19 protein-coding genes are annotated in these 14,858 nt (G+C 71.2%); 11 read left to right on the plus strand and 8 right to left on the minus strand.

The features are described from left to right. Positions 1-54 precede the first annotated feature (54 nt). The 9 genes from cofD to FN829_RS06190 all read left to right on the plus strand — a co-directional run bounded on the left by cofD (position 55) and on the right by FN829_RS06190 (position 6,733). A complete protein-coding gene (cofD, locus tag FN829_RS06150) occupies positions 55-1,050 on the plus strand; it encodes a 2-phospho-L-lactate transferase (RefSeq protein ID WP_142986122.1) in 996 nt (331 codons plus the stop codon). Further along, positions 1,047-1,919, plus strand: coding sequence for a tRNA-dihydrouridine synthase (locus FN829_RS06155; protein WP_394348703.1), 873 nt, complete (start codon positions 1,047-1,049; stop codon positions 1,917-1,919). Before cofD ends, FN829_RS06155 begins: the two co-directional genes overlap by 4 nt. Then, positions 1,916-2,920 (plus strand): triphosphoribosyl-dephospho-CoA synthase, encoded by a 1,005-nt coding sequence (locus FN829_RS06160; protein ID WP_142986123.1) that lies wholly within the window; start codon positions 1,916-1,918, stop codon positions 2,918-2,920. The genes FN829_RS06155 and FN829_RS06160 overlap by 4 nt, the downstream gene beginning before the upstream one ends. Beyond that, the gene (locus FN829_RS06165; RefSeq protein WP_246066459.1) at positions 2,917-3,564 is read left to right on the plus strand and encodes a DUF447 domain-containing protein; all 648 of its coding nucleotides are present in this window, start codon (positions 2,917-2,919) and stop codon (positions 3,562-3,564) included. Before FN829_RS06160 ends, FN829_RS06165 begins: the two co-directional genes overlap by 4 nt. A gap of 91 nt (positions 3,565-3,655) precedes the next feature. Continuing rightward, a complete protein-coding gene (locus FN829_RS06170) occupies positions 3,656-3,850 on the plus strand; it encodes a 30S ribosomal protein S17e (protein ID WP_112077531.1) in 195 nt (64 codons plus the stop codon). A gap of 80 nt (positions 3,851-3,930) precedes the next feature. Then, on the plus strand, positions 3,931-5,166 hold the full coding sequence (locus tag FN829_RS06175; protein ID WP_142986125.1) for a tripartite tricarboxylate transporter permease: 1,236 nt from the start codon (positions 3,931-3,933) through the stop codon (positions 5,164-5,166). Between the two features lie 110 nt (positions 5,167-5,276). Continuing rightward, positions 5,277-5,456 (plus strand): HVO_2753 family zinc finger protein, encoded by a 180-nt coding sequence (locus FN829_RS06180; protein WP_122106307.1) that lies wholly within the window; start codon positions 5,277-5,279, stop codon positions 5,454-5,456. Position 5,457: 1 nt separating this feature from the next. Next, the gene (locus FN829_RS06185; RefSeq protein WP_142986126.1) at positions 5,458-5,724 is read left to right on the plus strand and encodes an elongation factor 1-beta; all 267 of its coding nucleotides are present in this window, start codon (positions 5,458-5,460) and stop codon (positions 5,722-5,724) included. 175 nt (positions 5,725-5,899) lie between these two features. Further along, positions 5,900-6,733 carry an HpcH/HpaI aldolase family protein gene (locus tag FN829_RS06190; protein ID WP_142986127.1) on the plus strand — a complete coding sequence of 278 codons (834 nt, stop codon included), beginning with the start codon at positions 5,900-5,902 and terminating at the stop codon, positions 6,731-6,733. 265 nt (positions 6,734-6,998) lie between these two features. Here the strand turns inward: FN829_RS06190 and FN829_RS06195 are convergent, their stop codons facing one another. The 4 genes from FN829_RS06195 to FN829_RS06210 form a co-directional block, all read right to left on the minus strand. Continuing rightward, on the minus strand, positions 6,999-7,556 hold the full coding sequence (locus FN829_RS06195; RefSeq protein ID WP_142986128.1) for a DUF1684 domain-containing protein: 558 nt from the start codon (positions 7,554-7,556) through the stop codon (positions 6,999-7,001). Positions 7,557-7,635: 79 nt separating this feature from the next. Further along, positions 7,636-8,340, minus strand: coding sequence for a helix-turn-helix domain-containing protein (locus tag FN829_RS06200; RefSeq protein ID WP_142986129.1), 705 nt, complete (start codon positions 8,338-8,340; stop codon positions 7,636-7,638). Positions 8,341-8,419: 79 nt separating this feature from the next. Next, positions 8,420-8,701 (minus strand): DUF7521 family protein, encoded by a 282-nt coding sequence (locus tag FN829_RS06205; RefSeq protein WP_142986130.1) that lies wholly within the window; start codon positions 8,699-8,701, stop codon positions 8,420-8,422. Continuing rightward, positions 8,698-9,081, minus strand: coding sequence for an ArsR/SmtB family transcription factor (locus FN829_RS06210; protein ID WP_142986131.1), 384 nt, complete (start codon positions 9,079-9,081; stop codon positions 8,698-8,700). The genes FN829_RS06205 and FN829_RS06210 overlap by 4 nt, the downstream gene beginning before the upstream one ends. An 81-nt stretch (positions 9,082-9,162) precedes the next feature. Here FN829_RS06210 and FN829_RS06215 point away from each other — a divergent pair, with 81 nt between their 5' ends. After that, complete coding sequence (locus tag FN829_RS06215) at positions 9,163-9,465, plus strand: DUF7853 family protein (RefSeq protein WP_142986132.1); 303 nt, start codon at positions 9,163-9,165, stop codon at positions 9,463-9,465. 40 nt (positions 9,466-9,505) lie between these two features. Here the strand turns inward: FN829_RS06215 and FN829_RS06220 are convergent, their stop codons facing one another. The 4 genes from FN829_RS06220 to FN829_RS06235 all read right to left on the minus strand — a co-directional run bounded on the left by FN829_RS06220 (position 9,506) and on the right by FN829_RS06235 (position 13,861). Beyond that, on the minus strand, positions 9,506-11,692 hold the full coding sequence (locus FN829_RS06220; RefSeq protein ID WP_142986133.1) for a (Fe-S)-binding protein: 2,187 nt from the start codon (positions 11,690-11,692) through the stop codon (positions 9,506-9,508). A 91-nt stretch (positions 11,693-11,783) separates the two neighbouring features. Continuing rightward, positions 11,784-12,497 carry an energy-coupling factor transporter transmembrane component T family protein gene (locus tag FN829_RS06225; RefSeq protein WP_142986134.1) on the minus strand — a complete coding sequence of 238 codons (714 nt, stop codon included), beginning with the start codon at positions 12,495-12,497 and terminating at the stop codon, positions 11,784-11,786. Beyond that, positions 12,494-13,276 (minus strand): energy-coupling factor ABC transporter ATP-binding protein, encoded by a 783-nt coding sequence (locus FN829_RS06230; RefSeq protein WP_142986135.1) that lies wholly within the window; start codon positions 13,274-13,276, stop codon positions 12,494-12,496. The genes FN829_RS06225 and FN829_RS06230 overlap by 4 nt, the downstream gene beginning before the upstream one ends. A gap of 3 nt (positions 13,277-13,279) precedes the next feature. Beyond that, complete coding sequence (locus tag FN829_RS06235; RefSeq protein WP_142986136.1) at positions 13,280-13,861, minus strand: biotin transporter BioY; 582 nt, start codon at positions 13,859-13,861, stop codon at positions 13,280-13,282. Between the two features lie 152 nt (positions 13,862-14,013). Between FN829_RS06235 and FN829_RS06240 the strand changes: the two genes are divergently transcribed. Beyond that, positions 14,014-14,643 (plus strand): hypothetical protein, encoded by a 630-nt coding sequence (locus tag FN829_RS06240; RefSeq protein WP_142986137.1) that lies wholly within the window; start codon positions 14,014-14,016, stop codon positions 14,641-14,643. Positions 14,644-14,858: the final 215 nt, after the last annotated feature.

Consider the following 14,858-nt stretch of genomic DNA (forward strand, 5'->3'; position numbering starts at 1 on the left):
CGCGTCGTCACCGCGGAGCCGAGGATACAAATCCGCCCCCCGCCTTGCGGGCGTATGGTTACGTTCCTCGCCGGCGGCACGGGGACGCCGAAGCTGCTCGAGGGCGCGGGCTCCGTCTGGGACCTCGACGACGTGACGGTCGTCGCCAACACGGGCGACGACGTCGAGCTCGGCGGCCACCTCGTCTGTCCCGACGTCGACACCGTGCTGTTCGCCGGCGGCGGCGTCCTCGACCGCGACCGCTGGTGGGGGATCGCCGGCGACACCACGGAGACCCACGACGAGTTGGCCCGGCTCGCCGAGGCGGCGGACCTCGGTTCCGGACCGCGCTACCTCGACGACGACGCCCAGACCGCGGGCCGGGAGATCGCCCGGTGGCGGCGCTTCTCCGGCGTCGCGGAGTTCATGGAGATCGGCGACCGCGACCGGGCGGTACACCTCACGCGAACCGGGCTCCTCGACGAGGGCCACACCCTCACCGAGGTCATCGCCGGCCTCGCGGACGCCTTCGGCCTCGTCGTCGACCTCCTCCCGATGTCCGACGACCCGGTCGCGACGCTGGTCCACACGGTCGAGGGCGAGACGCTCCACTTCCAGGAGTACTGGGTCGCCCGGCGTGGCGAGCCGGCGGTCGACGACGTGGAGTTCCGCGGAGCGGACGCGGCGGAGCCGACCGACGCGGTCCGCGAGGCGCTCGCGGAGCCGGTCGTGATCGGTCCGTCGAACCCGGTGACGAGCATCGGCCCGATGCTCGCGGTACCGGGCGTGGAGGCGGCCCTCGAGGCGACCCCCGTTGTCGCTGTCTCGCCGTTCGTCGGCGACGAGGCGTTCTCCGGACCCGCCGCCGAGCTGATGGCGGGAGTCGGGCTCGACCCCTCGACCGCCGGCGTCGTCGACACCTATCCGTTCGCGGACGCGTTCGTCCTCGATCGCGAGGACCCGACCGAGCCCGACCGCCACGTCGAGCGAACCGACACCCGGATCGACGACGCCAACGACGCGGAGCGCGTCTCGATCGCCTGCGAGCGAGCGCTGGAGGTGGTGTCGTGATCGGCTCGTCGGCGCCCGCCGCCGACGTCGGCGACGGCGCCGACGAGCCGATTCTCGTCGCCGCGAGCCTCAGCGGCGAATCGGATGCGGCGTGGGCGCGTGCGGCCGCCGACCACGTCGACTGCGCGGTGCTGGGCGGGATCGCGATCGATCCAACGAGCCGCGAGGCCGCCCGCGACCTCGTCGCGCGCGGGCGCTCCGAGTTCCTGCCCGAGGACCCCATCGCGTGGATCGACCGACAGGTGCGGGCGCTCGCGGACTCCCCGGTTCGTCCCGGCGTCAACGTCCGGAGCGCGACCGTCGAGCCGGTCCGCGAGGCGGCCGCGGTCTGTGCCGACCGCGGCGCGATCTGTGAGATCAACGCCCACTGCCGGCAGCCGGAACTTCGCGCGGCCGGCTGCGGGGAGACTCTGCTCGCGGACCGCGACCGCCTCGCCGACTACGTCGCCGCCGCGGTCGAGACGGGCGCGGCCACGAGCGTGAAGGTCCGTGCGGAGGTCGAGGGCGTCGACCTCGCCGCGGTCGCCCGCGCGGTCGCGGAGGCGGGCGCGGAGTGGATCCACGTCGACGCGATGGACTCGGAGGCAGTCGTCGCCGAGGTCTCGGCGGCTGCGCGCTCGGCGGCCGCTGGCGCGTTCGCGTCCGCCGAAACCGACGCCCCCGCTCTCCCGACGGTCGTCGCCAACAACGGCGTCCGGGGTCGCGAGACGGTTCGTGAGTACGCAGCGTACGGTGCCGACGCGGTGAGCGTCGGTCGGCCGAGCGACGACCCGCGGGTGCTGTCACGGGTCGCGGACGCGGTCGCCGACTGGCGCGCCGGGGACCTCCTCGATCGATCCGACGGACGGGAGCGGGAGGTGTCTCGATGACGGGCGATTCTCCCGCGGATGACGCCGTCCTCGCGCTGCTGCTCGAGGTCGCGGGGACGCCGAAGCCGGGAAACGTCGACCGCCGCCGCGACCTCGCGGACCTCCGGTTCGAGTCCTTCCTCGGCGGCGCGGTCAGCGCTCGCGAGGGGCTCGAGCGCGGGGCCCGCGGCGCGGCGGTCGGCCACGCCTTCGAGCGCGCGGTCGCCGGGATGGCCGATCGGGCCGGAACGAACACGCAGTTCGGGTGTCTCCTGCTTCTCGTCCCGCTCCTCCGTGCGACCCGGCACGGCGACCTCTCGCCGGGCGGGCTCGATCGCGTGACGCGGGAGACGACCGTCGACGACGCGGTCGCGTTCTACCGGGCGTTCGAGCACGTCGACGTCGCGGTCGAGGACCCGCCCGAGGACGCGACGGACCTCGACGTTCGTCGCGGGGGCGACGCCGAACCGGTCCTCCGGGAGCGCGGGCTCACCCTTCGCGACGTGATGGCGACGTCGGCGAACGCCGGGGACGACGGGAGCGACGATCGGATCCCTGACCGCAACGCTCAGGAGTGGGTCGAGGGGTTCCCGCGGACGTTCCGCGCCGCCGAGTGGGTCCTCTCCGACGAGGGACCGCTGGCGGATCGGGCCGCTAGGGCCTTCCTCGGCCTACTCGCGACCGAACCGGACACGCTCGTCGCGACGGCACACGGGCCGGCGGTCGCGCGCGAGGCGAGCGCGGAGGCGCGCGCGATCGTCTCGAGCGCGGATCCGACGACGGAGACGGACCCGACGGACGTTCTGAGTACGGAGCCCCACGGAACCCCACCCGACGCCGACGCGGTCCACGCGATCGATCTCGAGGCGGCCGAGTCGCTCGCGGCGTCGTTCCTCGAGCGGGGGATCAACCCGGGGACCACGGCGGATCTCACCTGCGCGGCGCTGTACGTCGCGCTCCGTCGCGGGGCGGACGCGAACGGATCGGGAGAAGCGAGGGACGACCACGGGGTGAAGCCGTGAGCCCCGACGGCTGGCCGGTCGACCTCCGCGGGGTCACGGAGTCCGTCGTCTCGACCCTCGGTCCGAACGACCTGTGGAACGTCGCCGCGCTCGGGATCCACGCGCCCGACGAACCCGACGAACCCGCCACCGCCCGGACCTTCGGCCGGACCCGGACCTGGCGGAACTTCACCGAGCGCGGCGGCGGCGTGGTCCAGTTCACGATCGATCCCCGGGAGTTCGTCGACGCGGCGCTGGCCGTTCGCGAGGAGCCCGATCCCGTCCTGCCCAACGCCGACGCCTGGGTCGAAGTGCGCGTGACGGAGGTCGCGAGCGAGGAGAGGGGAGACGCCACCGTCCGGACGTGGGCGCTCGAGCCGGTCGAGAGCGCGGTCGTCTCCGAGCGGGTACCCACCGTCAACCGGGGGTTCGGCGCGGTCGTCGACGCCACCGTGGCCGCCTCGCGGCTCGACGTCCCCGGGTACGACGCGGACGAACTGCTCGGCCGGCTGCGGTACTTCGCCGACGTCGTCGACCGGTGCGGCGGTCCGGCCGAGCGGGAGGCGTTCGCGCGGATCGACGAGGCGACCGACTGGCGGGCGCTCGCGGCGGAACGCGGGCTCGACGTGGACGCGGTCGTCGACGATTCGGGCGACTCTCGGTGACCCGTTTCGGAACTACGGCGGCGCGATCCCTCCGTACAGCCGCTCGCGCGGGAACGAACCCTTTTAGTTCGGCCCGCCGGTATCGCTCGGTATGGCCATCAAGCCCAAGTACATCAAACAGCTCGCGAACGTCCTCTTGGAGCGGTATCCGGAGTCGTTCAACACCGACTTCGAGACGAACAAGGAGAGCGTCTCCGCGCTGACGACCGTCGAGTCGAAGGGCGTCCGCAACCGCATCGCCGGCTACATCACTCAGAAGAAGTCGCAGGCGGCCGCTTCGGCGTAATTCTCGGATCTCGTCGTCCGCTTCGATAGTTCGACACGCCGGCGCACCTTTATGCCCGAAGCCGCGGCCACCTCGCCGGGATGGACGCGCTCGTCCGCCCGGTTCTGGATCCGACCTTCGCCGGAGCCGCGCTTGCGTTCCTGTTCTGTGGCGCGGCACTCGGCACCGTGAGCGGGCTGGTTCCCGGACTCCACGCGAACAACTTCGCGCTGCTGCTCGCGGGGCTCGCTCCCTCTATCCCCGCCGATCCCCTTCTCGTCGGCGTCGCCATGCTCGGGGCGGGAGTCGTCCACTCGTTCCTCGACATCGTTCCAGCGCTCGCGCTCGGAGTGCCCGACGCCGCGACCGCGGTCGCCGCGCTCCCCGGCCACCGGCTCGTCGTCGCCGGCCGCGGGCGGGAGGCGCTCCGCCTCTCCGCGGTCGGGTCCGGCCTCGCGGTCGCGCTGGCGGTGCCCTTCGCGGTCCCGATCACCTGGGTCATGGCACGGGGTTACCCGACGATCCGGACGCACCTTCCCGTCCTGCTCGCGGCGGTCGTCGCCTTCCTCGTCGTCACGGAATCGTCGAAACGAGCCGCGGTCGGCGGGGTCGTCGCCTTCCTCGCGAGTGCGGCGCTCGGCGTCGCAACCCTCGACGTCGACCCGGCGGCCCCGCTGGACGCGGGTGGGGTGCTCGCGCCGCTCTTCGCCGGGCTGTTCGGCGCGCCGGTCCTCGTCGATGCGCTCGGCGGCGACGGCGTCCCCCCGCAGTCGGACGCCCGGATCACGATGGGGAGACGCGACCTCGGCGTCAGCGCGACCGCAGGGTCGCTCGCCGGCGCGGTCGTCGGCTACGTACCGGGGATCTCGGCGGCCATCGCGAGCGTCGCAGCGCTGCCCGCGGTCCCGCGGAGCGAGGCGGACCGCGGGTTCATCGTCGCAACGAGCGGAGCCAACACGGCCAACACGGTCTTCGCGCTGTTCGCGCTCGTCGCCCTCGGCACGCCGCGGACCGGCGTCACGGTCGCGATCGACCGCGCCGAGGTGCCGCTCGCGCTGCCGATCCTCCTCGTCGCCTGCGCCACCGCGGCGGCCTGCGGGTTCGCGCTCGTACTCCTCGTCGGCGACGCGTACCTCCGGGTGGTCGGGAACGCCGACTACACCCGGCTCTCGGTCGGCGTCCTCTGTCTGCTCGGCTGCGTCTCCTACGCGTTCGCGGGATCGTTCGGCGTCGGCGTCTTCCTCGTCGCCGCGGTCCTCGGCCTCCTTCCGCCGCGGCTCGGCGCGCGACGCGTTCACCTGATGGGCGTGCTGATCGGACCGCTGATGCTGGGGTGAGGGGGCGAGGTGGTGGAGCGAAGCGGTCGGTCGACGGCCTCGCGTCCGTGGACGACGCGGCGCGAGGGCAAAGAACAACGGTTAAACGTCACGCGCCGGTGAGAACAGGTATGAGCGATACCGAAAGCCGGGGCACGAAGCAGTGTGTCTCCTGTGGCATCCAGGTGTCCGGGATGAACGCCGCGCGGTTCGCCTGCCCGGACTGTGGCGCGACGATCCACCGGTGCGCGAAGTGCCGGAAGCAGAGCAACCTCTACGAGTGTCACGACTGCGGCTTCCGGGGGCCCTGAGATGGGGGACGTCGCCGCCAAGATCAAGGTCATGCCGAACAGTCCCGAGGTCGACCTCGACGAGCTTCAGGACGCACTCGAGGCCGCCCTCCCGCAGGGCGCGCGCATCCGCGGCTTCGAGCGCGACGACGTCGCGTTCGGGCTCGTCGCGCTGCTCCCGACCGTGATCGTCCCCGACGACGCGGGCGGCACCGAGGCCGTCGAGGAGGCGTTCGCCGAGGTCGAGGACGTCGAGTCAGTCGCCGTCGAGAACGTCGGCCGACTGTAGTTCGGACCGAGTCGTCGGCGTCGTCATACCGGCGAACTTCGACGCCGCCGGATCGCGTTTTCCGCGTGCTCTCGCGCCGTGACCCTCGGGTACGTTCGGACGACGGACCCGCCCTGAACCCCTCGGCGATGGCCGCCGCACCGGCGCTTTTGTACCCCGTTCACGAACGTGGCGTATGGACCTGAAACGCAAGCTCGCGGAGGGCGACCGCCCGGTCGGCGGGTGGTGTGCGCTGCCGTCGCCGGGCGTCGCGGAGGCGCTGGCGACCGCCGACTTCGACTTCGTGACCGTCGACACCGAGCACTCGGCGACCACGGCGGGGGACGTCGAGGACATGCTCCGGGCGATCGAGGCGGCTCCCGGCGACGCGGAGGCGCTGGTGCGCGTCGCCGACGTCGAGCCGGCCCGGATCAAGCGCGTGCTCGACGCGGGGCCATCGGCTATCATGGCCCCGCAGATCAACTCGCCGGCGGCCGCGCGCGAACTCGTCGAGCTGTGTCGGTACCCGCCGCAGGTCGCGAGCGGGAGCGGGGACGAGGAAGCCTCGGCCGACCCGGCGGACCGCGTCGATTCCGACGGCTACCGCGGCCGGCGCGGCGTCGCAGGCAGCCGGGCGTCCGACTTCGGTCGGCGGCTCGACGGGTACCTCCGGAGCGGGGCCGACGACATCGCGGTGATCGCCCAGATCGAGACCCCGCGGGCGGTCGAGTCGGCCGGCGAGATCGCGGCGGTTCCCGGAATCGACGCGCTGTTCGTCGGTCCGGCCGACCTCTCGACGTCGCTCGGGCGGTTCGGCGAGTACGACGACCCCGCGTTCGCGGACGCGATCGCGGAGACGATCGGCGCCGCGAACGACGAGGGGGTGCCGGTCGGAACGCTGGCGACGAGCGACGAGCTGATCGACCGGTGGGTCGAGGCGGGCTACGACTACCTGATCGCGGGGACGGACATCGGCTTCCTGTCGGCGGGGGCGGACCGCGCGATCGAGCGGTACGAGGAGAATATCTGAGCCGATTCGATTCGCGTCCCGTATGGTCGCCTCGGGACCGTCGATAGCGACCGTCGCGTGTGAGCCACGAACCGATCACGAATCGCCGGGCGCACTGATACCGCGACCGCTCCGCATCCGCGACCGCCCCGCACCTCACGCCTCCCCAGCCTCGGCCTCGGTGACCCGCCGGCAAGTCCGGCGGGTCCCCTCGGCCTCCCTCGCGCGGGCTCCTCTCGGCCTTCGGCCGCTCGGAGGCGCGCGCCGGGTCTCTGGAGCGCTCCGGCTACTCCGATTCGGCGAACACGGGTGCCCTCTCGCCGGCTGGGACCACGATCTCAAGCCAGTTCTCCTCGGGCGGGAGCGGACACGCGAACGTCTCGCTGTACGCACAGAACGGGTTGTACGCGAGGTTGAAGTCGACCACGACCGCGTCGCCGTCCCCGAGTTCCTCGTCCGGCTCCAGCTCCATGTACCGTCCCTGATGGTACGTCTGCTGGCCCGTGGTCTTGTCGCGAAACGGGACGAATATCGCCCCGTCGTCGCCCTCCTGCCGGTACCCCGCGAGCTCGAGTTCCTCGCCGTCGATCTCGAAGGAGAACGTCACGACCCGGAGGTAGCGGACCGGGTTGCTCGCCGTCGTCTCCATCTCCACGGGCTCCGGCTCGTCGTGGACGGTCACGGTCGCCTCGACGCGGTAGTCGGGGTCCGGCGGGAAGTACTCGAGCCCGTCGAACCCCTCTCGGTGCTCCGGCGGGATCGGCGACTGCGGGTGCTCGGCGAAGAAGTCGTCCTTCTCCTCGCGGTTGGCGGCGAGTCGGTCGGCGTATCCTCGGTCACTCATGGGGGAAGCGAGACGCGCCAGCGGTTTCAGCCCCCCGATCGCGGCTCCGGGGAGGTCTCCGGCGTCGCTCCGGTGCCGCTTACAGCTCCCGTAAGTCCGCCAGACACGCGTCCAGATCGCGCGTGGAGGTCGCGAGCGAGAAGCCATCGACGCGGGCGAGGTCGCCGGCGTGTTCCCAGAGGTCGTCGGCGTCGATCCCATGGAGCACGACCGCGTTCGGGGTCGGGCTGACGACGCGCATCGCGACGAGCGGCGATTCCCCGCGGGTGACCCGCGTGAACACCAGCGCGCGGTTGGTCGACTGGCCGTACAGGCGGTAGAACTCCTCGCTCGACAGGCGGGTGATCGCCTGGATGGAGTCGATCACGGTGTGACCGTTGACGTGGTCGCGGTCGCCGCGGACGACCTCCGTCGCACCCATCGCCTCGTAGAAGTCCTCCAGGGGAACCGCGGTCGCGTACTCCCGGAGATCGTGGACGATGTCGCTTTCGAACCCGGCCGAGAGGACTCGGGCGTACTGCCGGAGCCGACCACCGCCGCGCTTCTCGTCGATGTCGAGAAGCCCTTCGACGGTCCGGCGGACGACGCCGATGCCGGGGCTCTCGCGGCGGCCGCTCTCGTAGTCGGAGATCACGGACGAGGAGACGCCGAGGTGGTCGGCCAGCTCCGTCTGTGAGACGTCGAAGTCGGTCCGCCACTTTCGGAGGGTCGCTCCCGGGTCGTCGCTGAGCGTGATCTCGCCGGCTATCCGGCGGGAGAGCTCCTCGCGTGCGGCCTCGCTCATCTGTCCCATCCCACGCGTGAGCCCCGCAAAAGACTACCGTTCGTCGACGGACTCGGCCGAGGGCCCGCGAACCGACCGATCACTCCAGATACAGCGAGTAGACGATTACCGCGAATCCGACGGCCGTCAGCAGGCTGTCGATCGCGATCCCCACCGCCAGGTCCGCACCGATGATCTGGTGGGAGACGCCGCCGACCAGCGCCCCGACAGTGACCACGCCGAAGCCGACCCCGAGCGCTCGAAGCGACGGGTCGCCCGTGCGCTCGAACGCCCGAAGCGCGTAGTAGGTGATCGAGCCACCCAACACGAGGATGGCGGTCTTTGCCACGATTATCGTCAGGTCGATGTATGCTGCTGTCATGTTTCCTCACGAAGCTCCGACCACAGGTCGGCCAGTCGCTCGTCGCGCGTCGGTTCCGGACGCTCGAACTCGACGGCCAGTTCGCGCTCGTCCTCCTCGTCGATCGAGACGATGATCTCCTCGAACGCGACGCTGTAGCGCGTCGTGTGTTGGCCGTCGCGCCGGATGTCGGTCGACTCGTTCAACAGGGACGCGTCGGTGAGCTTCTCCAGTTTCCGGTACGTCGTCGAGAGCGGGACGTCACACTCCTCGGAGAGTTCACTCGCCGTCTTCGGCTCCGAGAGCGCTGCGACGATCCGCCGAGCGGCCTCGTCGGCCAGCGCGTCGAGTACCTCGGCGACCTCCGGGCGAGCCTCGTCGCTCGACGGATCCCGCACCATACCCGCGCTTTCGTGCGCCGACTCTTAAACCATCGAACTCGGGCATACTTTTAAGACCCTCCCTCTGGAGAACCCAGGTGAATGCCCTCTCGGAGATCCGACGCGATCGACTTAACGCTCTCCCGCGAGGAGGCGTGGGTCGCGCACGCGGCGCTGCTCGACGCCTGCGAGCGCGTCGTCGACGCCGGCGGCGACGCCGCCCCGTACCGCCGCCCGCTCGCCCGAATCGAGCGCGGGGACGAACTCGACGCGGAAGCAACGGCGCTGCTCCGGGACGCCCTCGTCGACTACCTCGGCGACGCGCCCGTCAGAGACCGGGCGCCCGGTCGGGCACTGCTTCGCCGGACCGACGACGCCGTCGAGTCGACTCCCCGCCGCGCCTGAGTTCCGTTTCTCCCCGCAGGAACCCGCCTCGATCGGCCCGTCAGGAACCCGCCTCCATCGCCTCGATCAGAAGCTCCGCCACGTCGACGATCTCGACGTCCTCCTCGAAGCCGCCGGTCTTCCGGCCGTCCTCGAACATGGTCGTACACATCGGACAGGCGACGACGAACTTCTCGATTCCGTCGCCCGCGTCGGTGTCCTCGAGCGCCTCGCGGAGCCGCTCCTCGCTCGGTTTGACCTCCTCGTCGTGTTCCGCCCAGAGCCCGCCGCCGCCGCCGCCACAACAGAAGGAGTCGGACCGCGAGCGCGGCATCTCGTGGAGGTCGGCGCCGGTCGCGCGGATCAGTTCGCGCGGGGCCTCGTACTCGTCGTTGTACCGTCCGAGATGACAGGGGTCGTGGTAGGTGACGGTGTAGTCGAGTTCGTTGCCCGACAGGCCGAGCCGTCCGTCGTCCACCAGCTCCTCGACGACCTGCGTCCAGTGGAGCACGTCGGTCTCGCCGTCGGCGTTCCACGGCTCCTCGCGGTCGAACGGCATCATCGGGTCGTCCGCGAACTCCGCGAAGTCGACCTCGGGGTACTCGTTTCTCATCGTGTTGTACGAGTGCGGGTCGGTACAGACGATCGTCTCGAACTCGCAGTCGGCGAACGTCTCGACGTGGTGGCCGGCGAGCTCGAGGTAGAGGAATTCCTCGCCGATCCGACGAACGTCGTTGCCGTCGTTCTTCTCGTCGTCGAAGAGGATCCCGAACTCGACGTCGGCCTCCTCGAACAGCCGGGCAAGCGACCGAGCGACTTTCTTGTTCCGGTCGTCGAAGCTCGGGTAGTCGCCCACGTACCAGAGGTACTCCACCTCGGTCTCGCGGGCGTCGTCGACCTCGAACTCGAGGTCGTCCGCCCAGTCGCCCCGCTTCGACTGCGACTCACCGAAGGTGTTCCCCTTCGTCATCACGTCCTGGAAGACGTCCTGGAGGTTCGAGTCGACCGCACCCTCGTCGACGAGCTGGCGGTTCATGCGGGTAAAGGAGGTGAGGTGCTCGATGTCGACGGGGCAGGCGTCCATACACGCCATACAGGACATACACGACTCCATCGACTCGCTCGCGATCACGCCGCCCTCGTCGGCGACGATGGGGACGGTGCCGCCGTCGCTGACGGTGGCGGAACCGTCCACGCCGCCGTCGGTCGCGACCCCACTGTCACGTCTCCCCGCGACCGGGTCGTCGACCACGGACTCGCGGTACGCTTTGAGGTCCAGGATCACGTCGCGGGGATCGAGGTTTCGCCCGACCGTGTCGGCCGGACAGGCGTCGGTACAGCGCCCGCACTTGGTACAGGCGTCGCCGTCCATCAGCTCCTTCCAGGTGAAGTCGTCGAGCGACTCGGCGTTCGTGTGATCGAGGTCGGCGGGGACGTTCGGGAGCCGCGCGCCGGCCGTCTCGTCGCGGGCGACGACGTTCGCGAACGAGGAGATCATGTGGAACGGCTTCGCGTACGGGATCCACGCGATGAACGCGAACGCGAGAAGCGAGTGGCTCCACCAGACGACTCCGTAGATCGCCTCCGCACCCGCGGTCGTCAGTCCCGCCGCTTCGAAGCCGGCCGCCATCGCCATACCGACGAAGCTCACCGCCTCGTCCGCGCGGGCCGGCTGACCGACGATCCCGATCGCCTGGAGGACGAAGCCGCCGACGCCGAGCAGGAAGAGCGTCCAGACGAACGCGTCGTCCTCGAGCGAGGTGTGTTTGCCCCACAGCCGCCCGTCGCGCTCGCGGTAGCGCCGGAACATCGCCATGCCGACGCCGACGACGAACAGCAGGCCGAACGCGTCGACGGCGAACTGGTAGACTAAATAGAAGTCGCCGACCCAGAAGGACTCACCGGCGAGCGGGCGGTAGACGTCGATGTCGATCCCGAGGATCGTCGTGGCGACGAGCAACACGAGGAAGCCCCAGAGCACGAACGTGTGCATCACGCCGGCGTACAGGTCCCCGTCGAACTGGTTCTCGTTCGAGAGGACGGTCCGCGTCGCCGAGACGACGCGGCCGGGGAGATTCGAGAGCCGATCGCGCGGATCCTCGCGGCCCCGCGCGTACGCGGCGAACCGGGCGTAAACGCCGTAGCCGAACGCGAGGACCGCCACCGCGGCGAGCCAGTAGAACGCGGCTTTCCCGACCGGACCGATGGTCCAGAACGTCTCCCGGGTGGCCGCCTGCAGCGCAGTCATGATCTATCACGGGCATACGGTCGGGTTAAAACTTGCCACGCGGCGTCGGATCGGGGTCGCCGTCGAGGCCGAACCCCGACGGCGATCGGGATCAGAGCGCCGCCGTCGCCGCGACCGCGAACAGCCCGGCCCCGAGGGCGAGTGCGAGGTAGTCCGCCGGTCCGAACGACAGCCTCGGGAGCGTCGGGTTCCAGGCGAAACACCGGGCGGCCAGTGCGGTCCCCAGCCGGTCGGCCCGACCGAACGCCCGGTTCGTCCCGGCGATCGCGATCAGTCGCATCCGCTCTCGGGCGGGGAGCTGGCCGCCGCCGCGGGCGCAGACCGCCTCGCGCGCGGCCAGCAGGTCGCGCCGGAGCAGCGGGAGGAAGCGGAACACGAGCGCGACGCCGGCCCCGAGGAACGCGCCGGCCCGCCCCGGAACGGTCCGCTGGAGCGCCGCCCGCGAGTCGCGAATCGGCGTCGACCGCACGTAGGCCGCGGCGACGACGAGCAGGAGCAGGACGCGGTAGCTCGCGAGCGCCGTCTCCGCCGCGCGATCGAGGCGGAACCACGGCGACTCGATCGTTGCGCCGGCGACGAGGGGGGCGAGGAGGAGGACCGGGAACGCGACCCGGTACGTCCACAGGTCGGCGAGGTCGCCGTCGGCGGCCCACAGACAGCCGCCGGCGAGGAGCGTGAGCGCCGCCAACTCCCGAGGAGTGGTGTGCGCGTAGGCGGCCGCGGCGAAACCGATCTGGACGAGCAGCTTCGTCCGGGGGTCGAGCCGGTGTGCGAGCGAGTCGCCCGGAACGTACGCGAGCGTCACGAGTCCGTCGGCCTCCCCGCGCCGCCGGCGCTGTCGAACGCCTCCGGAACCCGGACGCCGAGTCCGGCGAGATCCGGGGCGGCCGCGTGTGGTGGTCCGGCGACGACGATCCGCCCGTCGGCGAGGCCCACGACCCGATCGGCGAGTTCCAGCACGCCCCGGAGGTCGTGGGTGACGACGACGACGCCGGTCCCCTTCGCGTGGAGTTCGCGCAGGCGGGCGAGGACCGACTCGCGTGCGGGCTCGTCGAGCCAGGTGAACGGCTCGTCACAGACGAGGTGGTCGGGCTCCATCGCGAGCGCGCCGGCGATCGCGACGCGCTCGCGCTCGCCGCCCGACAGCGAGTCGATCCGGTCGTCTTCGCGGTCGGTCATGTTCACCGCGTCGAGCGCGACCGCGACCCGGCGATCTATCTCCCCGTGTGACAGCCCGAGGTTCTCCGGGCCGAAGGCGACGTCGCCGCCGACGGTCGCGGACACCAACTGGTCGCGGGGCTCTTGAAACACCATCCCGACCGCGGTGCGGGCGGCGACGAGGTCCTCGCTCACGGGGACTCCGTTCACCGAGACGGTCCCGGCGTCGGGGGTCACCAGCCCGTTGAAGGTGCGGACGAGCGTCGTCTTGCCCGAGCCGTTCGCGCCGGCGACGACGAGGAACTCGCCGTCCGATACCGAGAGGGTGACGTCGTCGACGGCGACGGTCCCGCCGCCGTCGACCCCGTTCTCGTCGCCGCGGTTGCGGCCTTCGTACCGACACGTGACGCTCTCGAGGGCGATCACGGCTCAGGCGGCCGTGATCGCGTCCGACCGGACGATCCCGACAGCGGCGGCGACCTTCAGCGCCTCGGCGGGGAGGAACGCCACCGCGCCCACTGTCACCGCCTCGATCGGGCCGAGCGAGAGGACGAGCATCAGGCCGGCGACCCCGAGCGCGTAGACGGCGACGATCCCGAGGACCATCGCGGCGACCAGCGTCGCGACCCCGACGGACGCCGGGTCGCGGAGGGTGGTCCCGCGGTGGACGACCGCGCCCACGACGCTCGCGGCCAGCGGGTACGACCAGAGGTAGCCGGCCGACTGGCCGACGAGCTGGCCGACGCCCGCGGAGCCGCCCTCGAACACCGGCGCGCCGAGCGCGCCCGCGACCAGATATAACGAGAGCGCGGCCGGCCCCCAGACCGGCCCGAGGTAGATCCCGGCGAGGAAGACGCCGAGCACCTGGAGCGTCACGGAGACGGGCGAGACGGGGTTCGGGAACGTGACGTACGCGAACGCGCCGACGAGCGCGGCGAACAGCGCGGCGCGTGCGAGGTTGGTCGCCGCCTCGTCGCCGACGAGATCGACGGACTCGGTTCGAGTCGACATGGATCGCCGTCTCTCGTAAACTCATTTGAGAATACTGGTTTACGACGACGGGGTAGCCCTCGTCGTCTCCGCGCCGGCCTCCCCGTTCGGGCCGGGGATCCGCGAGGGCCCGCCGACACGCTTTTTCGGCCTCGCCGCCTGTCTTCGGGGACATGGACGAGAAGACCGAGGAGCTTCGGGACCTCTTCGTCGACGCCACGGGCTCCGAGACGGTGACCGAGCGGCAGGCCGAGTCGCCCGGGAGCCTCGTCGACCGCGACGACGACGCGGTCGCCGACCGGGTCGCAGCGCTCGTCGCGACGATGCGCGAGCGGTACGGGTTCGATTCCGACCTCGGCGACGCCGGCTACGAGCGCGTCGTCGTCGGCTTCTTCGACGGCGAGGACGACGCGGCGATCGCCGACGCCCTCGGCGGCTCCGGATCGGCGGTCGACTCGGGGATCGACGCCCGCGCGGTTCGCGACGCCCGCCTCGATCTCCACCTCGTCGCGGACGCGGACCGCGACGCTCCCTTCGAGTACGCGGCGCTGAAACGCCTGCTCGCGGCCGATCGATCGGTCGAAGCGGCCGCGGCGGAGCTGGACGCCGACGCGGAGACCGTTCGCGAGTTCGTTCCCGTCGCCCGCGCCGACCTCGCGTCCACGCGCGTGAACGACCGCTTCCGCGACGAGTTCCGCGCGCTCCTCACCGACGCCGACATCGAGGACGCCCACGCCGCGACCGCCCGAGAGGACGGGCTCCGGGAGGCCACCGAGGACATCGAAACCGACGTATCACTGTAGATCGTGAATCCCGTGTCACGTCCGATTCGTTGACTCGACAGCGTAGTCAGGATCGTTTTCGAAACCTCAGCCGCGCAAAGCCCCGCACCTCACGCCTCCCCAGCCTCGTCGGCTCGGCGTTTACGAACGCCGAGCCGACTCCCTCGCGCACGACTCGCGGCTCCGCCGCTCGTTTCGTGCGCGCCACCGCGACCGATCAACCCAACCTCCAGCCC

The sequence above is a fragment of the Halorubrum cibi genome, from assembly GCF_900182635.1.
GTDB classification, from domain to species: Archaea; Halobacteriota; Halobacteria; order Halobacteriales; family Haloferacaceae; genus Halorubrum; species Halorubrum cibi.